Consider the following 22,229-nt stretch of genomic DNA (forward strand, 5'->3'; position numbering starts at 1 on the left):
CGCCGCCGGCACAAGGGTACGCGTTGCCGGCGTCCTCACCCGTTCGCACTCCCTTCCTCCCTGCGGTCGTCAGGTCGCTTGCGCTGCGGCCTGCGGCGCCGCCCTTGTACCGTCAGCTGATACCCCGTCTCGGTCTTGTTGTCACGGCGTCAGGCTCCCCGCGCCGGCAAAAGCCAAAAGGGGAATACACCAGAAAGAAGCCGTTGCGGCTTCTGAGTTACTGACTAACGGGAGTGGTTATGTCAACGATCGAGCAACAGCAACAGCAAATGGTTTTTTATATTCCGGGAACAACGTGCCCACTGGATGTCGCAATCTGGCTGGAAGATCGCTTTGTCACGTCGTCAGGCAAAACGCTTGAACAGCTACAGCAGCGTAATCCTGCATGTATTCTGGTGTCGTATGAAGAAGCGAAGCGCGGTATGTATGAGGCCGCAAGTCTGCCTGTCCGTCGTATCAGCAAAGATGAGTACATGGACAAGTTGGAGATGTTGCCGCCGCTCGATTGGAAGTATTTTGATGGCCAAGAATCTTTCAAGATGATGGAAATGTATTGCGGGAATATTACCGATATTTTCGCCCAGCTTGGCAATAGCTATTTTGCGATGCGCGATCATGTTTCGTTACCACATGCTGAGATCATGCAGCGTGTGCGTACATTTATCGATGCCGAGTCTGCGGCCGTAGCAGCCTGAATAGTTTCCCTCGGTGTTAAGCAACACCGGGGGATCCTCGATAAGAAGGAAATCGACAATGATTATTGATGACTATATCGCGGCGATCGGTCGTAAAATTTTGGAACAATGGCAAGAAAATAAACCAGTAATTATTCCAGCTCTTAAAGGTTTTGAGTGGACACAGTTGCTCCGCTACTTAGAACTAAAGCGGGGCTATGCGTGTTGATACATGATATGAACTGAGCCACCCAATTGGGTGGCTTTTTATTCCGGCTGTCGCCAGTCAGCGGCGTCGAGCCGCAGACTGGCGAACAAAACGCTTGCAGCGGGCTGAGCCCGCGCCGCTTTTGCAGTTTCCATCAAGATGAAAACTGTAAGGCTATCAGGCTCCGCCTGATGTTACGTTTTGGTGTTTCCATATCCTCTTCGGTGCTTAGCGGCATGTCTTGTGCTGTGACAGACCTTGTGCCGGGGCACCTACATCGCAAGGGTTCGCTATCGCCGGCCATCCTCGCCCGTTCGCACTCACTCAACGCAGTTTCGTTCGCTTGCGCATGCGGCCTGCGGTGTCGCCCATGCGTTGCAGGTTTATACCCCGTCACGGTCATTGCGTCACAGCACAAGACGCGCCGCTCCGGCAAAACCGGAATAAATGGCAACACCGAAAACAGACTGAAGGGGATGAATATGAAGCGATTGTATAGTGGATTTCGCCAGGCAAATGTGATCCGTAAAACTCGACCATTAACAAATGATGAGTTATTCCGTCACGTACCAAGTGTCTTCTCTGAAGAAAAACATGCATCACGTAGCGAGCGTTATACCTACATACCAACGATTTATTTGTTGGATAGACTCCGCGAAGAAGGTTTCCATCCATTTTATGCTTGCCAAACAAAAGTTCGCGATGATGATAAACGTGGTCACACGCGGCACATGCTAAGGCTTCGTAGAAATGGTTTCGGTCAAAATGATGAAGTTCCTGAGATTATTTTACTCAATAGTCACGATGGGAGTAGCAGCTATCAAATGATTCCTGGCATATTTAGATTTGTTTGTAACAACGGTTTAGTGTGCGGCGACACGTTCGGGGAAGTCCGTGTTCCCCACAAAGGAGATGTTGTTGGAAGAGTGATAGATGGTGCTTATGAAGTGCTAAGTTTCTTTGAAAAAGTAACGGATTCTCGTGATGAAATGAAGGGGATTTTTCTTGATAAAGATGAACAACATGTTTTTGCTGAAGCTGCATTAGGTTACAAATATTTTGGAGATCACCAACCAATTACCGCAGAACAGGTTCTGAGTCCGCGACGTTGGCAAGATAAGAAAGATGATTTGTGGACGACGTTTCAACGGGTTCAAGAAAACATTATAAAAGGCGAAATACCTGGAATCAGTGCCAACGGAAAACGAAACAGAACACGGGCAGTCAATAGCATAACTGGTGATGTAAAGCTCAATAATGCCTTGTGGAAAATGGCTGAAACCATGAAGAATTTGAAATCTTAGGGGTAGGGTTATGGTGGTGATAGTGCCGCCAGATATTAATAAATATGAAAAGACAAATTGAATTTAAACGATGCCTTGTTTGCAGTACAGATCACTTGACGTATGAAGATAATTTGATTTTAAGTAAGGCCAAAAGTGAGAGCTGGGTTCTTGGTTATGACTACGGATTTGTTATTGATTTATGGAAAAGGCATCATTTTATATTGCATGCAAAACGATTCGGATTATCTAAATATTTCAGAAAGCTAGTTCTTAATCTTATAAAAAGTATGATATAGAAATGATACAATTAGATTGCGACGCTGATGTATTAGAGGGTGTTAAACTGCATAAATCTGATTACTGATGACTCGGTTTTAGCCGGTATCGGCATCGAACCGATACCGGCTAATCTAACGACATTGTGCTAAATAAAATTAAATCACATTTGTTGTTGTTCTGTCGTGTTTTTGTCTTTCAATTGACCCTTTTTTTTTCTTCCTGATTTAATAGAGGTTGTGTTTTTTATAATTTCATTTATTGCTCTTTCACTGACTACGATTTCACAGCTTTCGAGTGCTGACTTGATATCCTTTGCTGTGTACCCTTTTTGAGTAGCTAGCAATATTATCTGTTCCTTGAGTTCATCTAAAACTTCCTTACCACTTAACCTCTCTTTGCTCAAGTCTGGCAAGTCTGCCAGTGATACTTTTGCCAACTCAACTTGTTCTTGACTGTATTGGTTCTTCGTAGCCATTTCTCTTTCCTGTTCTAGTCATCAATCAACTTGTGTATCAATGATATACGTCAGTGTCATCATGACACAACAGGCAAATTTGTTCTCTCATGGTGTAATGACAATCCAGGCAAAGTAGGCCATAATACGTAAATCCGATCTCGAACACGGGACAGGATATGTTTTGTAGCACCGCCTGCACGCAGTCGGTTCTACAAAACGTCCTGGTCAGGGCAGAGCCCCGACACCCCACGAGACTGTAAACTGACGAGACTGATAGGGATAACATCACCATGAGCAAAAGCGAGCGCCGGAACAGAACAGCCCTGCTGCCCAGCATTCGTTGCTTCCCAGAGGAAAAGTCAGTGATCCAGGAAAAGGCGACCGCGGCCGGTTTAAGTATCGGGGCGTACATGCTTAAGTGTGGCCTCGGTCGCCGAATAGACGCTCGTTGTGACGTTGAGCTCATCAATGAACTACGCCGTTTAGGCGGCCTTCAAAAACACCTCTTCAACGAGGGGAAGGGGAATGTAAGTGATGCTTTCAGCAAGCAGTATTCGGATGTGCTTATTGCGATAAAGAAGGCCATCATCGCAATCGATATGGACATGACCAATGAAGGTGATAAGGCATGATCCCTATTGTTCCTGAGAAGCGAAGAGATGGGCGCTCCAGCTTCATACAGTTGGTCAGTTATCTGACGCTGCGCGATGAAGATAAGCCTGAATTACCTATCTCTCCTGAGAATCCCTATGTTCGTCCATCGCGTTCAAAAGCTGCAATTTTTGACCGCCTCGTAGGGTATCTTGATCGTAATGCCGGGGGGGACCAGCAGACCCTTTTAGCTATGTTTGCAGACGGTACGCAGCAGGTAAAATCAGGTGAAGTGGTGTGTGAAACGAACTGCTTCAGTCTGGAAACAGCATCGGCGGAGATGAACGCCGTGGCTATGCAAAACACTCGCTGCGTCGACCCGGTATATCACTGCATTCTTTCGTGGCGTGAAGAAGATACTCCGACCGATCAGCAAATTTTCGAGAGTGCACGTTTTTGCATTAATCAGCTGGGAATGGCTGAGCATCAGTACGTATTTGCTGTCCACCGGGACACCGACAACGTCCATTGCCATATCGCGGTTAATCGCATTCATCCCGAGTCCTATCGTGCGGCCAACATGTATAAAGATGTCGACACTCTTCACAAGGCCTGTCGTCATCTTGAGTTGAAGCATGGGTTTACGCCTGATAACGGGGCATGGAAAGTGAATGATCTGCAGCAGGTTGTTCGTAGCCAAAATGATTTCAAATCTATCCCACGTAAGGCTCGTCAGCTGGAGTATTATGCAGATTCAGAAAGCCTCTTTAGTTATGCCGTAGGTGAATGCCGTCAAGTTATCGGCGACATCATGGCAGATCCTGAACGCCTATCCTGGCAGAACCTCCATAATGAATTGAATCGTGCAGGTCTTGTGATGAAACAAAAGGGAGAAGGATTAGCCATCCACTCGATTCAGGACTCGAGCTTGCCACCTATTAAGGCTAGCAGCTTGCACCCTGATCTAACACGTTCCTGCTTGGAACCGTATTTGGGCGAGTTCACTTCCACGCTTGATGTTGATGCTGTGGCATCTCCTAAGCAACCAGAATACGTATATGACTCGCGTTTCCACGCACGCGACCTGATGGCTCGGGTTGAACGTCGCCAGGCCAGGGCTGAAGCAAGAGAAGATCTCAAAGCCCGTTATCAGGCGTATAAATCGGCATGGGTTCGACCAAAATTGGATGCTGATGAAATCAAAGCTAGGTATAAAAACATGTCCAAACGTTTTGCCTGGCGTAAGACTAAAGCGCGCGTTGAATTACGCGATCCGCTTCTGCGTAAACTGACATATCACATTATCGAAGTTGAGCGAATGAAGGCTATGGCCGCATTGCGATTGGCCATCAAGGAAGAACGACAGGCGTTCAAAGCTGCTCCGGAAAACCGACGTCTGTCATATAGAGGATGGGTTGAAAAACAGGCGTTGATGCACGATCAGGCCGCAATTGCTCAGTTGCGTGGATGGTCCTATAGGTTGAAACGATCATCCCTGACTTCGAGTGTTTCTTTGAACGGGATCCGTTTCGCGGTATCGGATGACAGCAAACCATTAGCCATAGACGGTTACCAGACCCGAATCATGCGAGACGGTGTTGTTCAGTATGTTCAGAATGGGGTTGTTCAATTGCAGGATCGCGGTGAGCGTATTGAGGTTGCCGATCCACATGTTGAGGATGGACAGCACATTATTACCGGGCTGGTGATAGCGCAAAGTAAATCGGGTGAGGAGATGGTACTGGAGGGCGATCGTCAATATGTCCAACAATCTTGCGAGCTTGTCTCTTGGTTTAATGAAGTGTCAGGAACCTCTCTGCCGTTAACAGAAACCAGTCAAAAAACACTTGCAGGGTATGGCTCATTGCCAACGGAAAATTCTCATGGAATAACTGATGCAAGTGTTAACGATCGGCATGAACTGGATGGTTATATCCAGCGGCCAACTGGTCCTCGTTCTCACTAATTTTTTTGAAAAAAAAACCGACTGCAGGCCTGATAACCTGAGTCGGCTTTTCATTAATGGAGGCGTGTGTATAACGTCTTCAGCATGGGTTGGTAGGCTTGCCAACCGTCGTCATCGTTCCCTTCAAGCTCTGTGAACATATCGATAAGGCGGTGAAAAACGTTATCATGCTTTTCCTCTGTAAGGATATCGGGAGCTGGAAAATGGTTGAGTAGCCTGGCAGCTTCGTCATACAACGTTTCGATGTGAGTTTGTGATTTTTTATCTTCTGTATTCTTTAATTTCTTCTCTGCCAGGACAATCAACAGGGTGGCGCATAGTCGGACCATCTCAATGTACCCGCGTTGATAGTCCATGGTGTCTTCACTCATTTTAGTGCCTCAATATCCTGGGATTAACGGTTGGCTTTCTTGCCAAAGTCGTTCGAATTCTTTCTGGTATACGGCGACCAGATTGGGTTGCTTGTGAATGACCAAAACGTTCTCAGCATTATCGCGATCGGCGGCAGTTGAATAGTTATAGCTTCCCAACTGCACAGAATTATCGTCGATCAACATCTGCTTAATTATGCATCATTGCGTATTGGCCATTGCTACGTAAAGAGATACCTTTGTTGGTAAGGTAAGTGGCAACGGTATATTTTGCGTTAGCTTTGGCTTCTACCACAATGCGGATGTTTACGCCTCGGAGTTTTGCTTCAACGAGGCACAACTATTGCGGCAGCCGTTTGGTATTTACGAATAAGGCTCCTTGCGATGGAGTTCGGACGTGGCGAGAGCTTTAGCTATGTCCTTTGACACTCTTATCGGCTTTGGTGCCGTTGGTTGTTGCTTCCAACGTCGCTTGTGTTGCTGTAAAGCCGCCCTGGCGGCTTCAAACAGTAAAATACCGCGTTGTGCTGGCGTATAACTGACGTCTGCCCGGTGATTAAGATCCAGAGATAGCGTCACTACGCTTTGCAATACAGGGTCCATCAGGCCGTTGCAGGTTGTTTGAGATGGTGGCGACTCCAGGCGTGTTAGGATGGTTTCGACCTCTTGTGCGGAGGGCGGCAGCTTTTTCTTGAGCGTGGGGTTCGCATCCAATAGTTCAGCTTCTGTTGGCATATCGAGGTTCACAAACCGGTTAATACGCATTGGCAGTGCTGAAGTCATCTTATCGTCATCTTGGATGTAGATGGCATTACTCGGGATCAACGCGCTTTTGAAAGAGATCATACCTTCGCCAGGGTTCATATCTTTCAAATCGCCCAAATCGAGCCGGTCCTTTTCCCTAATGACGTTACTGCCAGCATCCTCGAAATGTGGCGTGATCAGCCCGCCTTGCTGCTCTACGGCTCCTAATTCAGAATAGTACCCTTTACCGCCTGTAATCCGTGCAAGTTCGAAGGTATCCTTCTCGTCCTGCAACGTCATGAACCACTTTGTCAGCAGGTTGGCGTTTACGGTCATGTACTCGCCCTTGTGCTCGGCGATGAAGCGTTGAATGTCCTGTGCAGATACGATGAGCATATAGCCCAGACTGCGCATCTGGCTTGCCAGATTATCCATGCCAGGACCGAAATAGGCGCCCAGCTCGTCCATGGCGATCGGGAACGGGAAATTTCCTTTGTATTTTTTGACGATCAACACATCGTTAATCATGCCCTCAAGCTCAAACCCCAAATCCCTGGCCATGGTCATGCGTATCGCCGAAATGTAGAGTTTGCCAATATTGGCAGCTTCGCCTTTAGATAACTCCAACGCAGGAATGGTGGTGCAGAGGATGCGGTCGTTATGCAGAACGTCCTCAATATCGACGTCGCCGGCGTCAGTAGAGAAAATATGGCCGTAGAGATCGTTAAACATGGTCAGCATGCGGTTGAATTGCTGAATGAGATAGCCATGCTGGTCGTAAACGCCTTGTTCCCACTCAGAGGGGCGGCTGATAAGTTCGATTCTAAAGCCTGCCAGCGTGTTGAAGTAGTTTTCCAGCGGGTTATAAGCCTCCTGATGCCAACCATCTCTTTTAGCTTCCAGATAGAGCTCCGCCAATTTTCTCAGGGGCAGGTATTCCTGAATGACCCGTTGGGAGATCCGCCGCTTTTCGCGTTTGCACTTGTAGTAAACCGCATAGACCAGCGCGGCTAGCATTGATTTGGCCTTGTCTTGCCAGCCTTGATCGCCGCTGCCGGCAGGCGGCAACATGGATTCCATCAACTGAATGATGAACGTGGTATTAGCAGTGCCGAACAAATTTATGGTGTTCGAAGGCTGGCGCTTTTTGTCATTCAGTAGCAGCTGCAGCAGCTTATCGGAACCGCCAGTCATGAAGTTGAGGACGTAGAAATCATCCTCACGCCCAAATCGGCGTGCGAGTGACCACATGGCGAATGCCAAGGTATTCTGTCCCTTACCATCAGAATAACAAATCCCCCGGCCCCAACAGATGGCATTGAGGAAGACTGATAACAGCGCTTCCGTTTTCCCGGAACCTGTAGTTGCCAATAGCAACATGTGCCTCAGTGCATCATCGAGCGTCAACCACAACTCGCGTGCAAGGGCTTTGCCTCTGGCAAAACCCAGGCACATTACACCTGCCGCGCGCTGGTACTTACGGGTTCGCACCACATAACGGAAAAATCCGCCGATACCGTTCCGATATTTTGGCATTTCACGTTCTGTGGTCAGATCCATGCCACCTATATCAGTAGGTAAACGGAGCGGCATGCGAAATGGCTGATCGCCGAATAGCATCAACTGAATTAGCGCAGCCGGCGTTGTGAGCAGCAATGAAGCAGGTGAATGTATAGCGAGTCCAATGGCGCCGGCGAGAGAAAGCTGAACGCCTATCGGTGAAAGTAATGCATCTTGAATGATGGTTTGGCCAAGGGGGCGCCGAACTCGACGGACATCGACTTCTACAGGCTTAGACATAGGTGTTCCTGGTGGTCTAACGGTGATGGGGCCCGGAGCTGAGTCCAGGCGAACAATTATGGGGTGACGATGGTTTGGCTGAGGAATGCATCTAGAGCTTCATCGCTTTTCAGGGATGACAGCGGGATATAGCGTCCATCATCTGCGATCAGTGAGGGGGTGCCCGGCAAATTGTAGATATCGAAGGCCTGATCGTTTTTGGCGATCGCCTGGTTACCTGCATCACAGATTTTATTTGATACAGTGTTTTCACCAGGTGAAATTCCTGCGTCGGCCTGGAAAAGTTGTTTCCATAATTGGCGCCGATATTGCGGTGCCTGGCAAAGCACAGGGCTCACTTGGTCGACGGTTTGCTGTTTTCCGACGAGAGTGACCGGGAAGATCTCAATATTAAATCTTTCGGAGAGCGCTTCCAGGGCCGGCTCAATAATTTGGCAGTTGTGACATAACGGATCGGCAAAAACGTAGAGAGTACGCTGATGCCCACTGGATAGGGGAATGGTGTACTGCCCTGCTTTTGCCGCATTACGTAGTGCCTTGGCAACGGCCTGGTACTGATCTGCTGTTACTTTCAATTCTGGCTGTGGGGTTGCGGCAACGGTATTCGAAAGCGTGTTTGGCGTAACTTGCTGCGTTAGTGGTGCTGACATATCCCCCGGTTGATTCGAATACCAGAAGCCTGCTAAAGCTAAGCTGAGGGCTATGGCGCTCATCATGCAACCTAATCGTTTCCAGCAACGGCGATATGCTTGGCGTCGGTGTAGTAACGCTGCATTAATCGCGAGAAGCATCTCAGCAGCATCCTTCGTTCCAGAACCCTGTAGGATTGCCGCTGGGCCAAGATCACGATTATCGTGCCAAATGGCGTCATCTTTTAGGTAGAAACGAGGATACGGACCGGGATCGAGTATGGCGACCACTTGGTCGTTTTCTTGTTTGTGATTAAATACGGACAAGGTTCTGCCCTGCAGTGAAGCAGTATAATTCGATTTCATTGTCATTGACTCTATGGTGTGGGCTTATCTCGCCCGAGGGATGAAGTGGGCGCGGCCTGGTTTTTGGGGGGAGGTATTCGCTCCAGGGATAGTGGCTTTCGTCTGTAGCGGTGCTGTTTCGCTGGCAGTCTTCTCCGTAGTGTCCGTTAGAGGCTGCAATATCACGATTGGAGCATCTTCATCTTCATCGAAGATCAGTTCACTGAGGACAGAGGTATTCGTCGTGCGATTATCGATGATCAACCCGACGCTGCGGAGTTCGTCCTCGAGGCCTTTAATGGCTTTATCCATCCTGTTTTCCGGCACGGGGATTGATGCATGAAGGCGTTCTCCCATTTGAGCTACCACGGTTTCCCAGTTAGCGGCTGCAATGACTCCTGCGCCTTCAATAAAGGCCTTCGGGCGTCCCGTTGAGGCCAGGGTGTACCAAAGCGGCCGATCGAGACCTTTGAGCCAACGAAACCGAGCGCATGGCAGGCGCATATCCCGGTTATGTAAGGCATAAAGTGCAGTACGTGTTGTTGAATGTTGGTGAAGCCAATCTTGAGCAGCTGGTGTCTGCGTTACTCTTTCGAATGCCTTGCTGGCGAGTTGGAGTACGGGATATCCCTTTTGTCCTTTGTCCCGCCTGCTTTTGATAAGGCATGAACGGTTCAGGCTATCGAGAAGAGCTTCAGCGGCTTTACGATCGTTCAGAAATGCGACTAGGCCAAATATGGCAACCAGAGCGCGCTCATGGGCGCTAAAGCTGGAAAAGTTTTCTAACGGAGTGCCAAGTTGACATTCGAACGCAGTTTGCGTTCTTTGGGTATCAAGGCGATCACCAATAATCAGCTTGTGTTCAACGGCAAATTCTTCCGGCCACTGGGCGCTGCGATGTTCTGGCGGATCAACGTTCAGCAACTGTGTCTTTTTATCGCCATAGCAGAGTGCTGGTATGATGCTTGGAGAAAAGCGCGCCATGATATGGGGCAGGGTATAGACATCAATATGGCGCCGGGTCTGGTTCCGCGGATGGTTGCGCACCATGAGCAGCCCACCCATAACAATCAGGACCATCGGCGCCAATAAGATCCCCGCAGTATGATTCATAACGTCGATAAACTGACTCCATGACAGTTGATTAACTTGACTGCCTGCCCAGGCAAGGAGGTTTAGCTTTTCTGCGACCTGGTTATGGACACGGGGAAAGTCGCATAATGACCACAGTTGGTAAAGTAGCCAACAGCATCCGTACATTACAGGGGGTTGATAGATCCAAAGCAGAAATGCTGCCAAAGCGGCAACGAGTAGCAACATAAGACCTTGCTCGTTACCGGCTCTGGGCTGCAGGTGACTTTTGGCATTCATGAATTACTCCAATATGTTTAAACCCAGTCATAAGGAAAATGACTGGGTTTAAACAAGAGGTTGCACCAAATAGGGATGTTGGAAAAGAAAGAGCGCCTAGAAAGGCGCTCGATAATATGAACTGAGTTAAAAAATTAAAAATGAGTTAATAAGCCAAAGATTTTTGTTTCACGAACTTGTTGAAAGTGTTGCCTGAGTCTTTTTCTGGTCGATAAGATGATGACAGTAAAGCATCCAATTTGCGACCAAAGTTCATGCATTTACTTTCCGTTCCTGCACTGATACGGAAGTAGGGGAAATAAACGTCATTAAACTTCAGCGTTAGCATATTTCCATTGCACTCATACCCTGAAAGTTCGAGTGTCGTCTTTCCTTGGTAAATGGACTCAGTAGTTGACACCAACAGTATGGTTCCGCTTCTTACATCAATACCTAAGTATTTACCTGCATCCAGGATTTTGAGTTCATACTCTTTGGTTGGAGAAAACTCATTGCACTTGAAGGCTTCGATTGCGTTACGTGTTTTTGATTTTGATTTTTCTTGCACTTTCGCAAATGCATAAATGAACGTTACGCCAATTGCCAGGAAGATGTAAGGCCACGATGGGTTGCTTCTTGCGTCGGATACGAGAAAAAGAACCATTGAAAAGAGTAGGCAGCCTACACCAGAGATTAATGTAAAAAGTAAAAAGAGTGTCCTTAAGTGATTTTGGTATTTCGTCATTTTATACCATCTCCATTTCCATTGTTGTTACTTCTCATATTAGATCTTACACCAGGAGATCTTTGTAGTCCATTTGAAAAGCCGGCAAAGATACTTTTTGTTGATTCAACCATACCACCAAGAATGCTTGCAGCTTCACGACCGCCGAGCCATGAGATGATGTAGTCAGGCATGGTCACTTGCAACCCGAATACACGGGTAACTGTAGTGGTACATATGCGAGCATAAAGAGTGAGAATACCAATTAAAGAGAATATTCCGGTAATAGAGTTTGCTTGAACGTTAGCAATGGCTGGCCCTAGCATGAGGTTGAGTAGTGTACCCATTACGATCAACGTTATGCTTGCAAAGATAAATCCGAAAACCATTAACATTGGCCTAATCATAACGTCAATGAGAAATATATAGCCATATGCAGAACGATGGCCCCTATCTCCTTCTGTTCCGATATGAGTTGCCGCCCATAAGGTACCACCAGTGACGCCAACAAACACACTGACTATCCAGTTAGCCGCCGCTGTTAGCCAATAGATGAATGGTATAAATGGCAGGTAGATTGACAAACTAAAACCAATGCCAAACAACATGAACAGAATAAAGTATACAATCGGAGAGAGGGCATCTAGCCCAGCCGCGATACCTTGAGTAGCATTACCAGAAAAGGCGCTGGCTAATTGACCCCAAAAACCTTCAGTGGAAACTGCAGCAAGAATTTTCGCACCAGTGAATATGCCGAGTGCAGCTTCGGCTCCGCCTAACGTGATATCACCAACATATTTCATTTTCAGCATTGGGTTCATTTGGTTTCCAGTACCAAAGTCACTGCCTAACTCAGATGTCGCGATAGCGTTCGCTAAATTCTGCATGGGGGAGTTCAAGAAACCGACAAAAACTGCACTGGCCTCAGATGCATCTAAGGATTGCTGGGTATCTTTAGCGCTTTCTGTCCCGAGTGGAGGTACAAAAGAAGTATTTTGCTTTTGAGTTCGATATACGGTGAATACATTATTAAATAGATCGCTTACGCCAACTTCTCCAATTCCAGAGCGACCAGTAATCACGGGTTTTAGCTGTACGGCATCGTTAATTTTATTATTTGCAGTGGCAAATGTTTGATACCACGACCCGAGGGCAAGCCACCCGCTTTTCTTCAACTGAGCGGCCAATACATCAGCCAGTTCGCTGGTTTGGCCTTGAGCGTTTAGGGTTTGATTGATGCGATTTTCGTAGGCCTGTGCGGCCCTTTGGATGTCAGTTTCGGCGTCCGGGAGCGCGCCAGTCCCACTGTTCTGCTTGTTGACTAATGCCGTTACAAACTGAGCGGCGGCTGTCGACAGATTGTTTTGCATTTCATTCATGGCGCTCCGTTGTGCGCTGATAATGCTTTCTGTGTTTACAGGGGCAGGGAACAACCAGCCAGTGGTTTTGTCGGCGAGGCTTTCCGGCAGCCGAGCTGCGCCGCACAATGCACTCCCGTTGCCGATCTCAAAACCATCGGTCAGGGCCTTGATGCCCATTAGTGGTGTGCCAGCTTGGCCGTATTGCTGATACATGTCACGCAGTTCGGTGTTGATACTGTACATGCACAGGTTCATTTCATAGATGGCTCGCGCGGCACTGACAGTTTGCGGTGCCACGGGCTGTACGACTAGGCTGTAGCCGTCCTTGAGAAGATCGACCGTGCGGTCGGTTACCACGTTCGCGCTGCCAATGCCCATAACGGATGCCGCCCACAAAAATATCAGTTGAGCGATAGACCAGCCTGACACGGTTGGCACCAAGGTCATGAACCCTGCTGCTGTGCTGACGGGACCGACCATTGAGCTCCCTTGGCTGAATACTTTGCCGCGCTGGCCGGCCTTGACCAGGTGCGTGAGGGTGACCACCAGGAACCACACCACGGCGATCGCCATGACGATACCGTTAAAAACAAAGAACAGTTCACCGACCATGCTGGTTTCGGTAGATAACGGATTGGTGACAACGTCACCAAAAATCATAACCAATGCCTGACGAGACAGATCATCGGTGCGTTTAGCTGCCTGCTCGATCGTGCTGAAGCTGACTGCGGAATCCGCGTGCGCGCAAAGGCAGAACAGGCCCAACAACAGGCCTGCTGCAAGTTTTCGAAGGGCATTCATAAGATTTCACCAGTCGGAGTGCCTGACGTAAACAGGCAAGAGGAAGTTATTGGATCGGGCGTTCGTACCGTAGAAGAACTTGCCACCAGGTGTTTTCCCGCAGAAAGTCGGTCAGGCTGCCGGCTTCCTCCTTGGAAAGGCGTTGATTGCGTAATTGCCATAGCCGCCAGGTGGAAATAAACGCTTGCAGTAATGGTATCGCTGCCAAAGCGAACAATGTAAAACACAGTGTTGCGGTCCGGATCAGCAGAGTTGGGGTAAATACCTTGCTGGCCAGAACCAGCAGAACGACCGACAAAGCGATCAGTATTGGTACTGCACCCAGAACGAGACACAGATGCTTGCGGCGCCTGAATCTGTTTATCAAGGTGATCACTGACTCGCCGCTGGCGGCCACTGCCTCCTCAAACTGTAGCGCGGGGAGTGTCTGTTGATGTTCAATCCGGTAGCCGTAAGCAAGCATCAGACTGCGCTTCAAGTTATTGGCGAGTGAAGGGCCAATTTTAGTCGCCGCGTAACGCAGTTCCGATAACGGTAGGAACAGATTTGCAGTGAAATACAGTCCCTTGCTGGCGCGCTTCCAAGACGTTTTAGATTTCGGGGATTGGTCAGTCATTACGAGCCCCTCCGGCGCTGAGTTCGTGCAGCTTGGCTTGCAGTTGTGGACGATAAACCTCGTTGGCATTTAGGCCCAGTTGTTGGCCTTGCAGGACGTTGCCTTTTTGCAGCTGCTGCTTTATCCCCAACAGCAACCAGTTTTGTTGCGCTTGCACACGGATAGATTCGCGCGCCAGGTTGTCGCCGTCCATCGCCTGCAGGTCGGTTTGATAGTCGGTGTTGGCATAGCGCCGACCTACGTCGAACTGCTCAAACTCCCGCTCCGACATCATCCCGGTACGCCGGGCTTCATCAGATGCTGTCTGGTTGAAGTAGGCGGCAGCTGATGGGGTCTGCATCACTTCTTTCAGCGCATCGCGTGTTGCTTCACTGGGTTGACTGGAGGCCACCATGGCCAACATGGGTTCGCGTGCCGCTGTGTTCACTGCTTCGTACTGCGTCATCAGGCCGATATATTGGCGGCCGGAGGCGCTTTTAACTTCGCCTTTACTGAGCTGTTTCCCGGCCGAGGCTGGAGCACTGTTAAGTGCGTAAGCCATTGCTGCGTCGGTCTGTTTCTGATCAAAGGTTAAATCAGGCGCTTTGCCTTCAGCGCCGGCACCATCGAGTAGAGACGTAAACCGCTTATCACCCCCCGGCAATTCAGATAGGCGGGTGCATACTCCCGTGCCGCCGTAAGCAGCCATATCGGTGGCATCGCAGTAATCGGCATGTACGCCTGCGGCCCGAAAGGCTGTCTGTTCTGGTGCTGGAGCCGGGGCGGTCCATCCTTGGCGGATCATGGCATTGTTGATTCCCTGGCCCCGCGACAGCGCACTTTGTCGCGCGCGAGCGCGATTTTGAACTTGTGTGACCATGCCGGAACCAGATTCAGTACACAGGCTATCCGGTATGGTATAGGTTCGGCGCGATCGCTCGAGGCGTTCGGTTTGACGAGCAAAAATATCTTGATCGCGTTGTGCTTGTGCTGCCTGTTCGATTTGCGTGGCGATCTTGCCGCCGTTTTGGTTGATGGCGGCACCGATCTGCTGCTGTGTAGCAGCCATCCCTGTCAATGTACCGCTCATCTGCCCAAGGACCGGAGCGACCTGTGTCTCAATGGGAACGCTAGAGGTTACGACAACGGAGACAGCGTGCGCTGGAGAAGCTAATGTGGAGAGTACCAGCACGACCAGAGGGGAAAGCCTCATGGCAGGAGGGTATGATTTCATTTCAAAGCGTCCTCAAGAAAATACCGGCAAATAGCGCGGCCCAAAAAATAGTGTTGTAAGCGAGGATGTGGAGGTTAGGTCTGCGGAGGAAAGCACGGATATACCAGTGATAAAGGCGCATGGTTGCTCCTTATGCTGCATCCCCCTGCACATAGCCGAGGCTTGCCAGCATGTCGTTGGCCAGTTGACGAATGGCGCCGCTTTCATCGTCATTGCCGGCGCGCTTTTTCATCATCGCAATATGTTTTTCTGCTGAACCGCCTGGGAAGGTTTTGGCCAACAAACGTCGGGCCGTTTGGCCATCCAACGCGTCATACAGCATGTTGCGTAGAGCGCGGTTTACCGGGGTCGAGTTTAATGCCCAGAGCCGCAGTGGCCCTGCGGTGTTTTTGAGCAGCTGAGCCACGTTGCCATTGGTGGTTTGGAAAACGGCCAGAAACGTGACGCCACTTCCATCCGGCGCGGCGCCGCGGGTTGTGTTGAGCAACCTATTTAGTGTGGTACGCGGCACCTTGAAAGTTTCCTGCAGAATAGGGAAGTCCTTAGTCCTTACCCGCATCAGGTACAGGGAGTTGGCGGATTCCAGGATTGCCTGCGGGTAATCATCCAAATATTGCGAAGCGAACACCGTGCGGATACCGAATTTTCTTTTCTCGCGATCTTCGGTTTCGAGTGCATCCCACAAAATGTCGATACCTCTGATGTTATGCAGCTCATCGATAAAGATGAGTTTGACCTCCTGATCCAGTTGTTCGATGCGTTTTCGATGCAGAGGTACATAACGTGGATCCAGATGATTGTAGAGTTCATCTTGGTACTGTGGCAGATAGAAGTCGTTAGCGCCGGCCAGATGGCGGGCGAACTGATACATGATACCTGTCTTGATTTTACCTTCCGGAGTTTGATTGCCGGCTACGTTGTTAACGTCGACGATACGAATGCGCGTATTTGGGTTGATGGAGTACCGCGTGCGCCCCGATATCAACGGGTAATCGAACAGTGCCTGTGTCAGACAGCGTGACACATAATGCAGTAATGACTCATCCGATCCGGGACGGTTGACGTTAGCGAAGACATTGCGCATTTCCTCGCTGTTTAGCGCCCCCTGCAGGTCGTTGAGCTCAGGTACAGCTTGAGCCTGTGCTAACGCAGCCTCGGCAACGCAGCCGGCAGTGAACAGCATATCGCGGACTTCGTACCAGGTAGCGATCTCCCACCAAGCGGCATCATAGCGATTCAAACAGCCGCTTGTTTCCAGCGCGGCATCAACCTCCGGAACCAATGATGCTCCATAACGTACCGGTTCAATGTCGCTGTTCTTGCGGTACACCATCTCAATAGCGCGTGTCAGGATCTGTCTGCATGATGGGGCATCAGGTGCAGTGCCCAGCTGTGGATCGATACACAGGCTGGTCAACAGGCCGAGCAAGTAGTCACGTTCAGTACTAATTGGGGCTTTAAGTCCAAGTTGGATATCGAACGGATTGCGGCAGAAATCTGCTGTATTACGCAGAATAATACTGGCAATTTTGTCCTTTTGTCCGTGGGGTAGGCTGTCATAGACCAGATCGTAAAAGCCCTGAGCGGTAAAGCCTTTGTCAATGAAAGCCATAAACGGCAGATCAGTATTACCGTTAGTGAGAGCATCGAGGTGAAGGCTGTTCGCTAACAGGGATTTGCCCGAACCTGGAGGCCCTGCGAGCAACTCGGTGTGCTTTTCCTGCAACGAACTGCCCAAGCCGATCGGATAAGGCTTGCCGTCGACGGTCTGGAAAATTGCGTTACCTTCGTTACCCCAGGGGCTCGCTGGCCGTTGCAGCGGCATCAGTTTTAACGCTTCAGACAAAGGGGGGTACATTAGCGTTGGCGCGCTGAAACTAGACACCATAGGTAGAGTGTTGACCCAGGCACGAATGGGATCGCCGAAAGTACGGGTCACTGTTGTAACACCCCAGCTCTGGATTGCTTTTTGCAGTAACGTCAGATTGCGTTTCAAACGGCTTTTGTCTGCGTCCCAGGTACTGGCGGTGATACTCATCATACAAACAGGCTCTTTCTTGTGCTGCGCCATCAACCATGAAATGGAGTCGTAAATATCTCGTAGTTTAGGGACGAAGGCGGCAAACGACAGTAGCTGCTGCTTTTTTTCCAAAGCCTCACCGCCGCCGGGCATCAAGTCCAGACGCAAGCGCCAGGGTAGCTGCCGTGGTACTTTGGTGAACAGCTGGGCAAAGGATTCGGGGCGCTGAGGTGCCAGCATCATGGCCAACTGACCGTGATAGAGCCCGTCGACCTCGATCAGACTACCGTGGGTGTCGACCTCGGTGTCGCAGAACTGGAAATTCAAGTGCGGCGCCAGGGCTGCGCTGATATCGTCGCCGCGCAATTTTCCTTGAGGGAGCACGCGATCGCCTGGCAGCAGGGGGCGCCACTCTTCATGGGTACTCAGCCGCTCTATTTCATCGCGGATCACATGGCCAGCTTCATGTGCGTCAAGCAATCGAACCATCACGCCGTCGTTGCCGTCGGCCAAATCAGTGGCCAGCTTATCGATAAATGCGTCGTGGCGCAGCTTAAGGCCTTCAAACTCGGCGTAAATTGGGTTTTGCCCGAAACGGGCTTCAGGCAGATCTTTGAATTGAGTATTTTGCCGCTGTATTTCTTCTCTACGCTCACTGAGCGGCAGGGCGCCAATGGCGGAATACACGGTAAGCCAGACTCGTTCGCGGGCGACATACGGCGTGAGTTTGACGATTTGCTCATCGACCAGGTCATCGAGAGCCAGACCAAGCTTTCGGTAGGCGCGTCGTTGAGGTTCGACGAGACGAGTGATTTCTTCGGCGCTGCGCGTTGGATCGCGTTCGAACACGATGCTGATTTTATGACCCAGGCTTTTGAAATCGCCCGTCAATGCATCGCGTAATTTCAGAACGAAGCGCAGGAAGCTGTCCGGCGCCGGTGTTTCATTTTCGTGCTGGGGTACTGTCTCACTGAACTCGCGAAAAGCTCCTAGGATCTCAAAAGTGCTGGCATAGTCGTTAGTTTTAGTGACGTGTATGTAGGGAGCATCAAGTGAGGGGTGTCGGATTTTGTCGTCTGGTGTCAGGCCTATGACGGTACGCAGATCACAATACTGAGCGAAATCGCGGCCTAGAACATAACGGGAGAAATAAGCAAAGAGATCTTCGATTTTATCGATAATCACAGTTAACTCCGGGACAGATAGTCGTGATAGAAAGCGCGCCACCAGGTTGTTCCAGCTTCAAGACCGTCAGTGGCCAGCCGGTCTTTTATACGTGCGGGATGTAACACCAACGCGAGATGTTGCCAGCGCCCCGCTGCAGTTTGTCGACCTTCCTCATCCAGTCTGCTCAGAGCCTGGGCGAACGCTTGCGGGTGTGTGGTGCCCCAAGCTTGTTTGACGGGACTGTCGTGGGTTGTCAGCCAGTCCAGTAACGCTTGTGCGTCGCTGCGATATTCATCGTCGGTGGAAGATAATGCCTGCACGATAGCTCGCTGCAGATGATTTACATCTTCCGGAGCCAAAGCCGGCAGATAAACCATCACACCCGCTTCGGCAGAAACAGAGTCGAGTTTTTGCCAGGCTTCGCAAATTGGGTCTGCTACCCCCAGATTGTCCTGGGCAGTATTCAATGGATTGGTGTCCCTAAACACGGCCCTGTTATGTGGGGATGAATAACCGCAATAGTCACAACTATGACCGCCACGGCGAGCCTGAACATCCAATATGCCGCGCTGCGCAGGTGTGAGAGCATGCCCGGTAACTCGCCGGGAGATGGAGAAAATAAGCATGAATTTTTCCAGAGATCCTGGTAGCAGGAAGGCCATCCCGAACGGGATGGCCTGGTACAATTAACCAGCAGTTACGGGCTGCATTCCCAGCTGTTTCTGACTGCGGTTTGCGACCTGGTCAAGTGCCAATAATGCAGCGCCGGCTACAATTGCAATCATGATATGAGAAACTTTAATCTGAGGACTATTCTTCTTAGAGATCATCATGATAATTCCTGCAGCTATACATAGCAGGCCGACCACACCGATAGATTTAACAAACGGGTCTTTCAGGGAGGTTACTCCGTTAAGCATGGCTTCGATTGACCCAGCAAGATCATCGTCAGCATGAGCTAGCGGGGCAACGACCATGCTAACCACAGCGGCCAGAATACTGGCGATATGTCGACGAAGGACATCGGTCACCATATAGATTTTGACTGCCGCGTGCAGGGGTGCATTTTTCAGGGATTTCAGAACGTTCATTTGTACCTCGTAGTTTTACCAATGGATATTAAGAGTGTTTTGCAGTGCATCGAGTACACGCGGATTGGCGGCGAGCATAGTGCCGATGATCAGGCGTTTTGCGCCGCTAACAACGTCATCACCGGCACTGAGCCCGGTGTGGCCGTCTTTCTGTGAACGCCGCAGGCGCAAAAGCCCCTGAAGCGCGTAAATCACGCCGACCAGTTGTAACAAGGTCAGGGTTGCGTTGATGGCCGTGGCGGCCGGGCCGTATTTTCCTTCGGAGACATAGGCGATGGCGCCAAAGGTCACGCTACCGAGCGCCATCTGGTTCGATGTAGCGTTCATCACTTGGTGAAGGGCGATAGTGGCTCCGCACATCACGACAACGGTGACAATTTTGCCGGCGCCGTCCTGTACCTGCCCGCGTCGGGCTTTGCCAGCGATGCTGCTCAAGTGCATGGCCATCATGACCAACCCGCCAACTAAACCGATCGCCAGCACCAGGCGAATACCGACGTCTGTCACATTGTTGACTGCGTTGGCCAGCATCTGGACCAAATCCATAGCGTTCCTTACCGAATGGTTCCGGCGGAGGTGATCACCTCACGTTTTTCAGTATCGATACGCAGTACTGTTGCGCGCCCCAGGGAATCGCCTGGTCGTAATGCCCAACTGCTCCCCTGATAAGTCACCCAAGCCAGGTCCGGATACAGACTGGTTATCGAGGCTCCCTTGAGGCTGTGGTTCGCGTTTGAGCGACGTGAAGCAGTATTTCCGATTGGCTTAGCGGCAGGCATAACCGCAGCAGGTTGGGGCTGTCTTACAGCTTGAGCAGCAACTTGCTGCTCAAGAGCGCGTAAGCGCTGATCCAGTGATTTGAGACCTTCTCGATTATCGCGAGCGTATACCCACACGTTGTCTAGAGCTTGTGCTGTTGCCTGCTGCGCATTGTTCTCGACGTTAGTTAGCGATGCGGTTTCACCGAGAGGTTCAAGTTCGCGATCTGCAGATTCGATATGCACTCCTGCTGGGGGGGGCTGGGGTGCTGCTGGCGCTGGAGCTGGCGTGGGCTGTATTGGTGTTTCTTGAGTCACGAATTGGGTGCTGCCGTTACTACCACTGGACTGTGGTGTGTTGCGTAGCACACTGTAGGAGACTATGGCTAACAGCACGATTATTATGGCGATCATCTGAAGACGTGTAACTTTTAAGCCCAAGGGCAATGTGATCAGCCGTGGTTCTGAAGGCTTACGAACGATCGGAGTCTCTGCCTCGATTGGTTCATCCAGTTGTTCGTCCGGGGGCGGGTTATTCAGGTCGAAATGAGACTTAGACATTAACGCTCTCCTGCGAGGGATGTGGTAATAGCATCCCGATTGATGCGATCGCTGGCGTATACGCCTTTCATGAAATGAATCGCGATGGTTTGGTTTTTGAAGACTTTCACCTGTTTGACCGGTAACCGTGCAGCGTCGGCCGCCATCACCTGTCCGGCTTGAGTACCGATACCGCCGGCGATGGTGCCCGCGAGGGCTGAACCTTTCACCTGTCCTGTACCGCCGCTGATGGTGCCGGCATTGGTGGCAAGGATTTGGGTATTTTGCTGTTCGTACAGCTGACCGGCTTTTCCTATGCCCATGGCCAATGCAGGCAGCAAGATACGACTGACGTAGCGATTATTGACGTCGCTGGAGACGGTAGATTGCAGGGTGTCGTCCTGCAGCGCGTAGGCATCAACCTGGTAGTCGACGCCATTAAGCGTCATTCGAGTGAAGTGGATCACGACACCATCCCCGGCCAACTGTATGCCCTTAGCGGTGAATTCTGCACCGGCCAACTGGCCGGCGGGTATGTGGGCCAGCACCAGTGAGTTGAGGTTGTCAGAATCGATGGCATTGTCGACTACCGCCGGGCGGCGAGTGTTTGGCGGCACAATGACGGCATCACCAGATGTACGAGCTGAGGGAGGGACTTCCGATGCTACAGTTGCCTCTCTTCCAGGCAGACTCTGCGACCACTGACTGAAAGCGTTATTGCCGACCCCGGCTTCGTTTTCCCCAGCAGCAGGTGTCTGCCCAAAGGTGCCAGCTAACTGCATGTTGCCCGGTCGCCAGCGATCGTTGAGCAGCTTCAGATAGCTTTTTAACGCTGCTTTTTGATCCTCTTGGATGGCTCCGCCAGACTGAGGAACTGAGGTGGTGTCGGTTTCCGCGGTTGTTTTAAGGACTACCGGCGGAGGCGGCTCATTTGGTGTTTCGATTTGCACATCACTCATGCGCAATGAAGCGATAAAACTACCATCGCTGGCAGCTGCCGCTTCTGAACCAATACGGTTACCCGTTTTGATCAACTGCTGATATTGCGCTGTTTCTTGAGAGGTAACCGGCGCGCTATTGGCTAGGTTGTTAATAGCGTATTGCGATGGGGTCGGTGCTGGCTGGTTCAAATAGCCCCAGCCCACAAATAACAACGCGAGCAGGCCGATGCCTCCGGATAACAGCAGGAGCAGGCTTTTTTTGCCGTCGCTCGCCGCATCTTTTTCGATGGCCATAGG

Annotated in this window: 21 protein-coding genes; 5 read left to right on the top strand and 16 right to left on the bottom strand. The window is 50.4% G+C overall.

Going from position 1 to position 22,229, the window contains the following annotated elements:
• Positions 1-239 precede the first annotated feature (239 nt).
• The 3 genes from ACOWVD_RS23970 to ACOWVD_RS23980 all read left to right on the top strand — a co-directional run bounded on the left by ACOWVD_RS23970 (position 240) and on the right by ACOWVD_RS23980 (position 2,186).
• Entirely contained in the window at positions 240-695 is a 456-nt protein-coding gene (locus ACOWVD_RS23970; RefSeq protein ID WP_421105848.1) for a hypothetical protein, read from the top strand.
• A gap of 58 nt (positions 696-753) precedes the next feature.
• Positions 754-903 (top strand): hypothetical protein, encoded by a 150-nt coding sequence (locus ACOWVD_RS23975; protein WP_285142704.1) that lies wholly within the window; start codon positions 754-756, stop codon positions 901-903.
• Between the two features lie 461 nt (positions 904-1,364).
• Positions 1,365-2,186 carry a DUF932 domain-containing protein gene (locus ACOWVD_RS23980; protein ID WP_421105849.1) on the top strand — a complete coding sequence of 274 codons (822 nt, stop codon included), beginning with the start codon at positions 1,365-1,367 and terminating at the stop codon, positions 2,184-2,186.
• 421 nt (positions 2,187-2,607) lie between these two features.
• On the opposite strand, the gene ACOWVD_RS23985 is transcribed toward ACOWVD_RS23980, so the two are convergent.
• Positions 2,608-2,922, bottom strand: coding sequence for a mobilization protein MobC (locus tag ACOWVD_RS23985; RefSeq protein ID WP_421105850.1), 315 nt, complete (start codon positions 2,920-2,922; stop codon positions 2,608-2,610).
• A gap of 272 nt (positions 2,923-3,194) precedes the next feature.
• Here ACOWVD_RS23985 and mobA point away from each other — a divergent pair, with 272 nt between their 5' ends.
• Entirely contained in the window at positions 3,195-3,536 is a 342-nt protein-coding gene (gene mobA, locus ACOWVD_RS23990) for a plasmid mobilization protein MobA (RefSeq protein ID WP_129993786.1), read from the top strand.
• Entirely contained in the window at positions 3,533-5,461 is a 1,929-nt protein-coding gene (gene traI, locus ACOWVD_RS23995; protein ID WP_421105851.1) for a TraI/MobA(P) family conjugative relaxase, read from the top strand. The genes mobA and traI overlap by 4 nt, the downstream gene beginning before the upstream one ends.
• 53 nt (positions 5,462-5,514) lie before the next feature.
• On the opposite strand, the gene ACOWVD_RS24000 is transcribed toward traI, so the two are convergent.
• The 15 genes from ACOWVD_RS24000 to traO all read right to left on the bottom strand — a co-directional run bounded on the left by ACOWVD_RS24000 (position 5,515) and on the right by traO (position 22,226).
• Complete coding sequence (locus tag ACOWVD_RS24000) at positions 5,515-5,832, bottom strand: hypothetical protein (RefSeq protein ID WP_421105852.1); 318 nt, start codon at positions 5,830-5,832, stop codon at positions 5,515-5,517.
• A 9-nt stretch (positions 5,833-5,841) separates the two neighbouring features.
• On the bottom strand, positions 5,842-6,018 hold the full coding sequence (locus tag ACOWVD_RS24005; RefSeq protein WP_421105853.1) for a phospholipase D-like domain-containing protein: 177 nt from the start codon (positions 6,016-6,018) through the stop codon (positions 5,842-5,844).
• 177 nt (positions 6,019-6,195) lie between these two features.
• Positions 6,196-8,376, bottom strand: coding sequence for an F-type conjugative transfer protein TrbC (gene trbC, locus ACOWVD_RS24010; protein WP_421105854.1), 2,181 nt, complete (start codon positions 8,374-8,376; stop codon positions 6,196-6,198).
• A gap of 56 nt (positions 8,377-8,432) precedes the next feature.
• Positions 8,433-9,371 carry a hypothetical protein gene (locus ACOWVD_RS24015; RefSeq protein ID WP_421105855.1) on the bottom strand — a complete coding sequence of 313 codons (939 nt, stop codon included), beginning with the start codon at positions 9,369-9,371 and terminating at the stop codon, positions 8,433-8,435.
• A gap of 24 nt (positions 9,372-9,395) precedes the next feature.
• A complete protein-coding gene (locus ACOWVD_RS24020) occupies positions 9,396-10,721 on the bottom strand; it encodes a conjugal transfer protein TrbA (protein ID WP_421105856.1) in 1,326 nt (441 codons plus the stop codon).
• 145 nt (positions 10,722-10,866) lie between these two features.
• A complete protein-coding gene (locus ACOWVD_RS24025; RefSeq protein ID WP_421105857.1) occupies positions 10,867-11,445 on the bottom strand; it encodes a hypothetical protein in 579 nt (192 codons plus the stop codon).
• Entirely contained in the window at positions 11,442-13,586 is a 2,145-nt protein-coding gene (locus tag ACOWVD_RS24030; RefSeq protein ID WP_421105858.1) for a DotA/TraY family protein, read from the bottom strand. The genes ACOWVD_RS24025 and ACOWVD_RS24030 overlap by 4 nt, the downstream gene beginning before the upstream one ends.
• Positions 13,587-13,632: 46 nt before the next feature.
• Positions 13,633-14,202 carry a conjugal transfer protein TraX gene (traX, locus tag ACOWVD_RS24035; RefSeq protein WP_421105859.1) on the bottom strand — a complete coding sequence of 190 codons (570 nt, stop codon included), beginning with the start codon at positions 14,200-14,202 and terminating at the stop codon, positions 13,633-13,635.
• Entirely contained in the window at positions 14,195-15,415 is a 1,221-nt protein-coding gene (traW, locus tag ACOWVD_RS24040; protein WP_421105860.1) for a conjugal transfer protein TraW, read from the bottom strand. Before traW ends, traX begins: the two co-directional genes overlap by 8 nt.
• Before the next feature lie 130 nt (positions 15,416-15,545).
• Positions 15,546-18,620, bottom strand: coding sequence for an ATP-binding protein (locus ACOWVD_RS24045; protein WP_421105861.1), 3,075 nt, complete (start codon positions 18,618-18,620; stop codon positions 15,546-15,548).
• Between the two features lie 2 nt (positions 18,621-18,622).
• Complete coding sequence (locus ACOWVD_RS24050; protein ID WP_421105862.1) at positions 18,623-19,228, bottom strand: hypothetical protein; 606 nt, start codon at positions 19,226-19,228, stop codon at positions 18,623-18,625.
• A gap of 60 nt (positions 19,229-19,288) precedes the next feature.
• Positions 19,289-19,693, bottom strand: a complete 405-nt coding sequence (locus ACOWVD_RS24055) for a DUF6750 family protein (RefSeq protein WP_421105863.1) — start codon at positions 19,691-19,693, stop codon at positions 19,289-19,291.
• A gap of 15 nt (positions 19,694-19,708) precedes the next feature.
• Positions 19,709-20,239, bottom strand: coding sequence for a conjugal transfer protein TraQ (gene traQ, locus ACOWVD_RS24060; RefSeq protein ID WP_128884978.1), 531 nt, complete (start codon positions 20,237-20,239; stop codon positions 19,709-19,711).
• 8 nt (positions 20,240-20,247) lie between these two features.
• Positions 20,248-21,012, bottom strand: coding sequence for a hypothetical protein (locus tag ACOWVD_RS24065; protein ID WP_421105864.1), 765 nt, complete (start codon positions 21,010-21,012; stop codon positions 20,248-20,250).
• Positions 21,012-22,226, bottom strand: a complete 1,215-nt coding sequence (gene traO / locus ACOWVD_RS24070; protein WP_421105865.1) for a conjugal transfer protein TraO — start codon at positions 22,224-22,226, stop codon at positions 21,012-21,014. Before traO ends, ACOWVD_RS24065 begins: the two co-directional genes overlap by 1 nt.
• Positions 22,227-22,229: the final 3 nt, after the last annotated feature.

The organism is Serratia sp. SA088 (assembly GCF_049065515.1).
GTDB lineage: Bacteria > Pseudomonadota > Gammaproteobacteria > Enterobacterales > Enterobacteriaceae > Serratia > Serratia nematodiphila.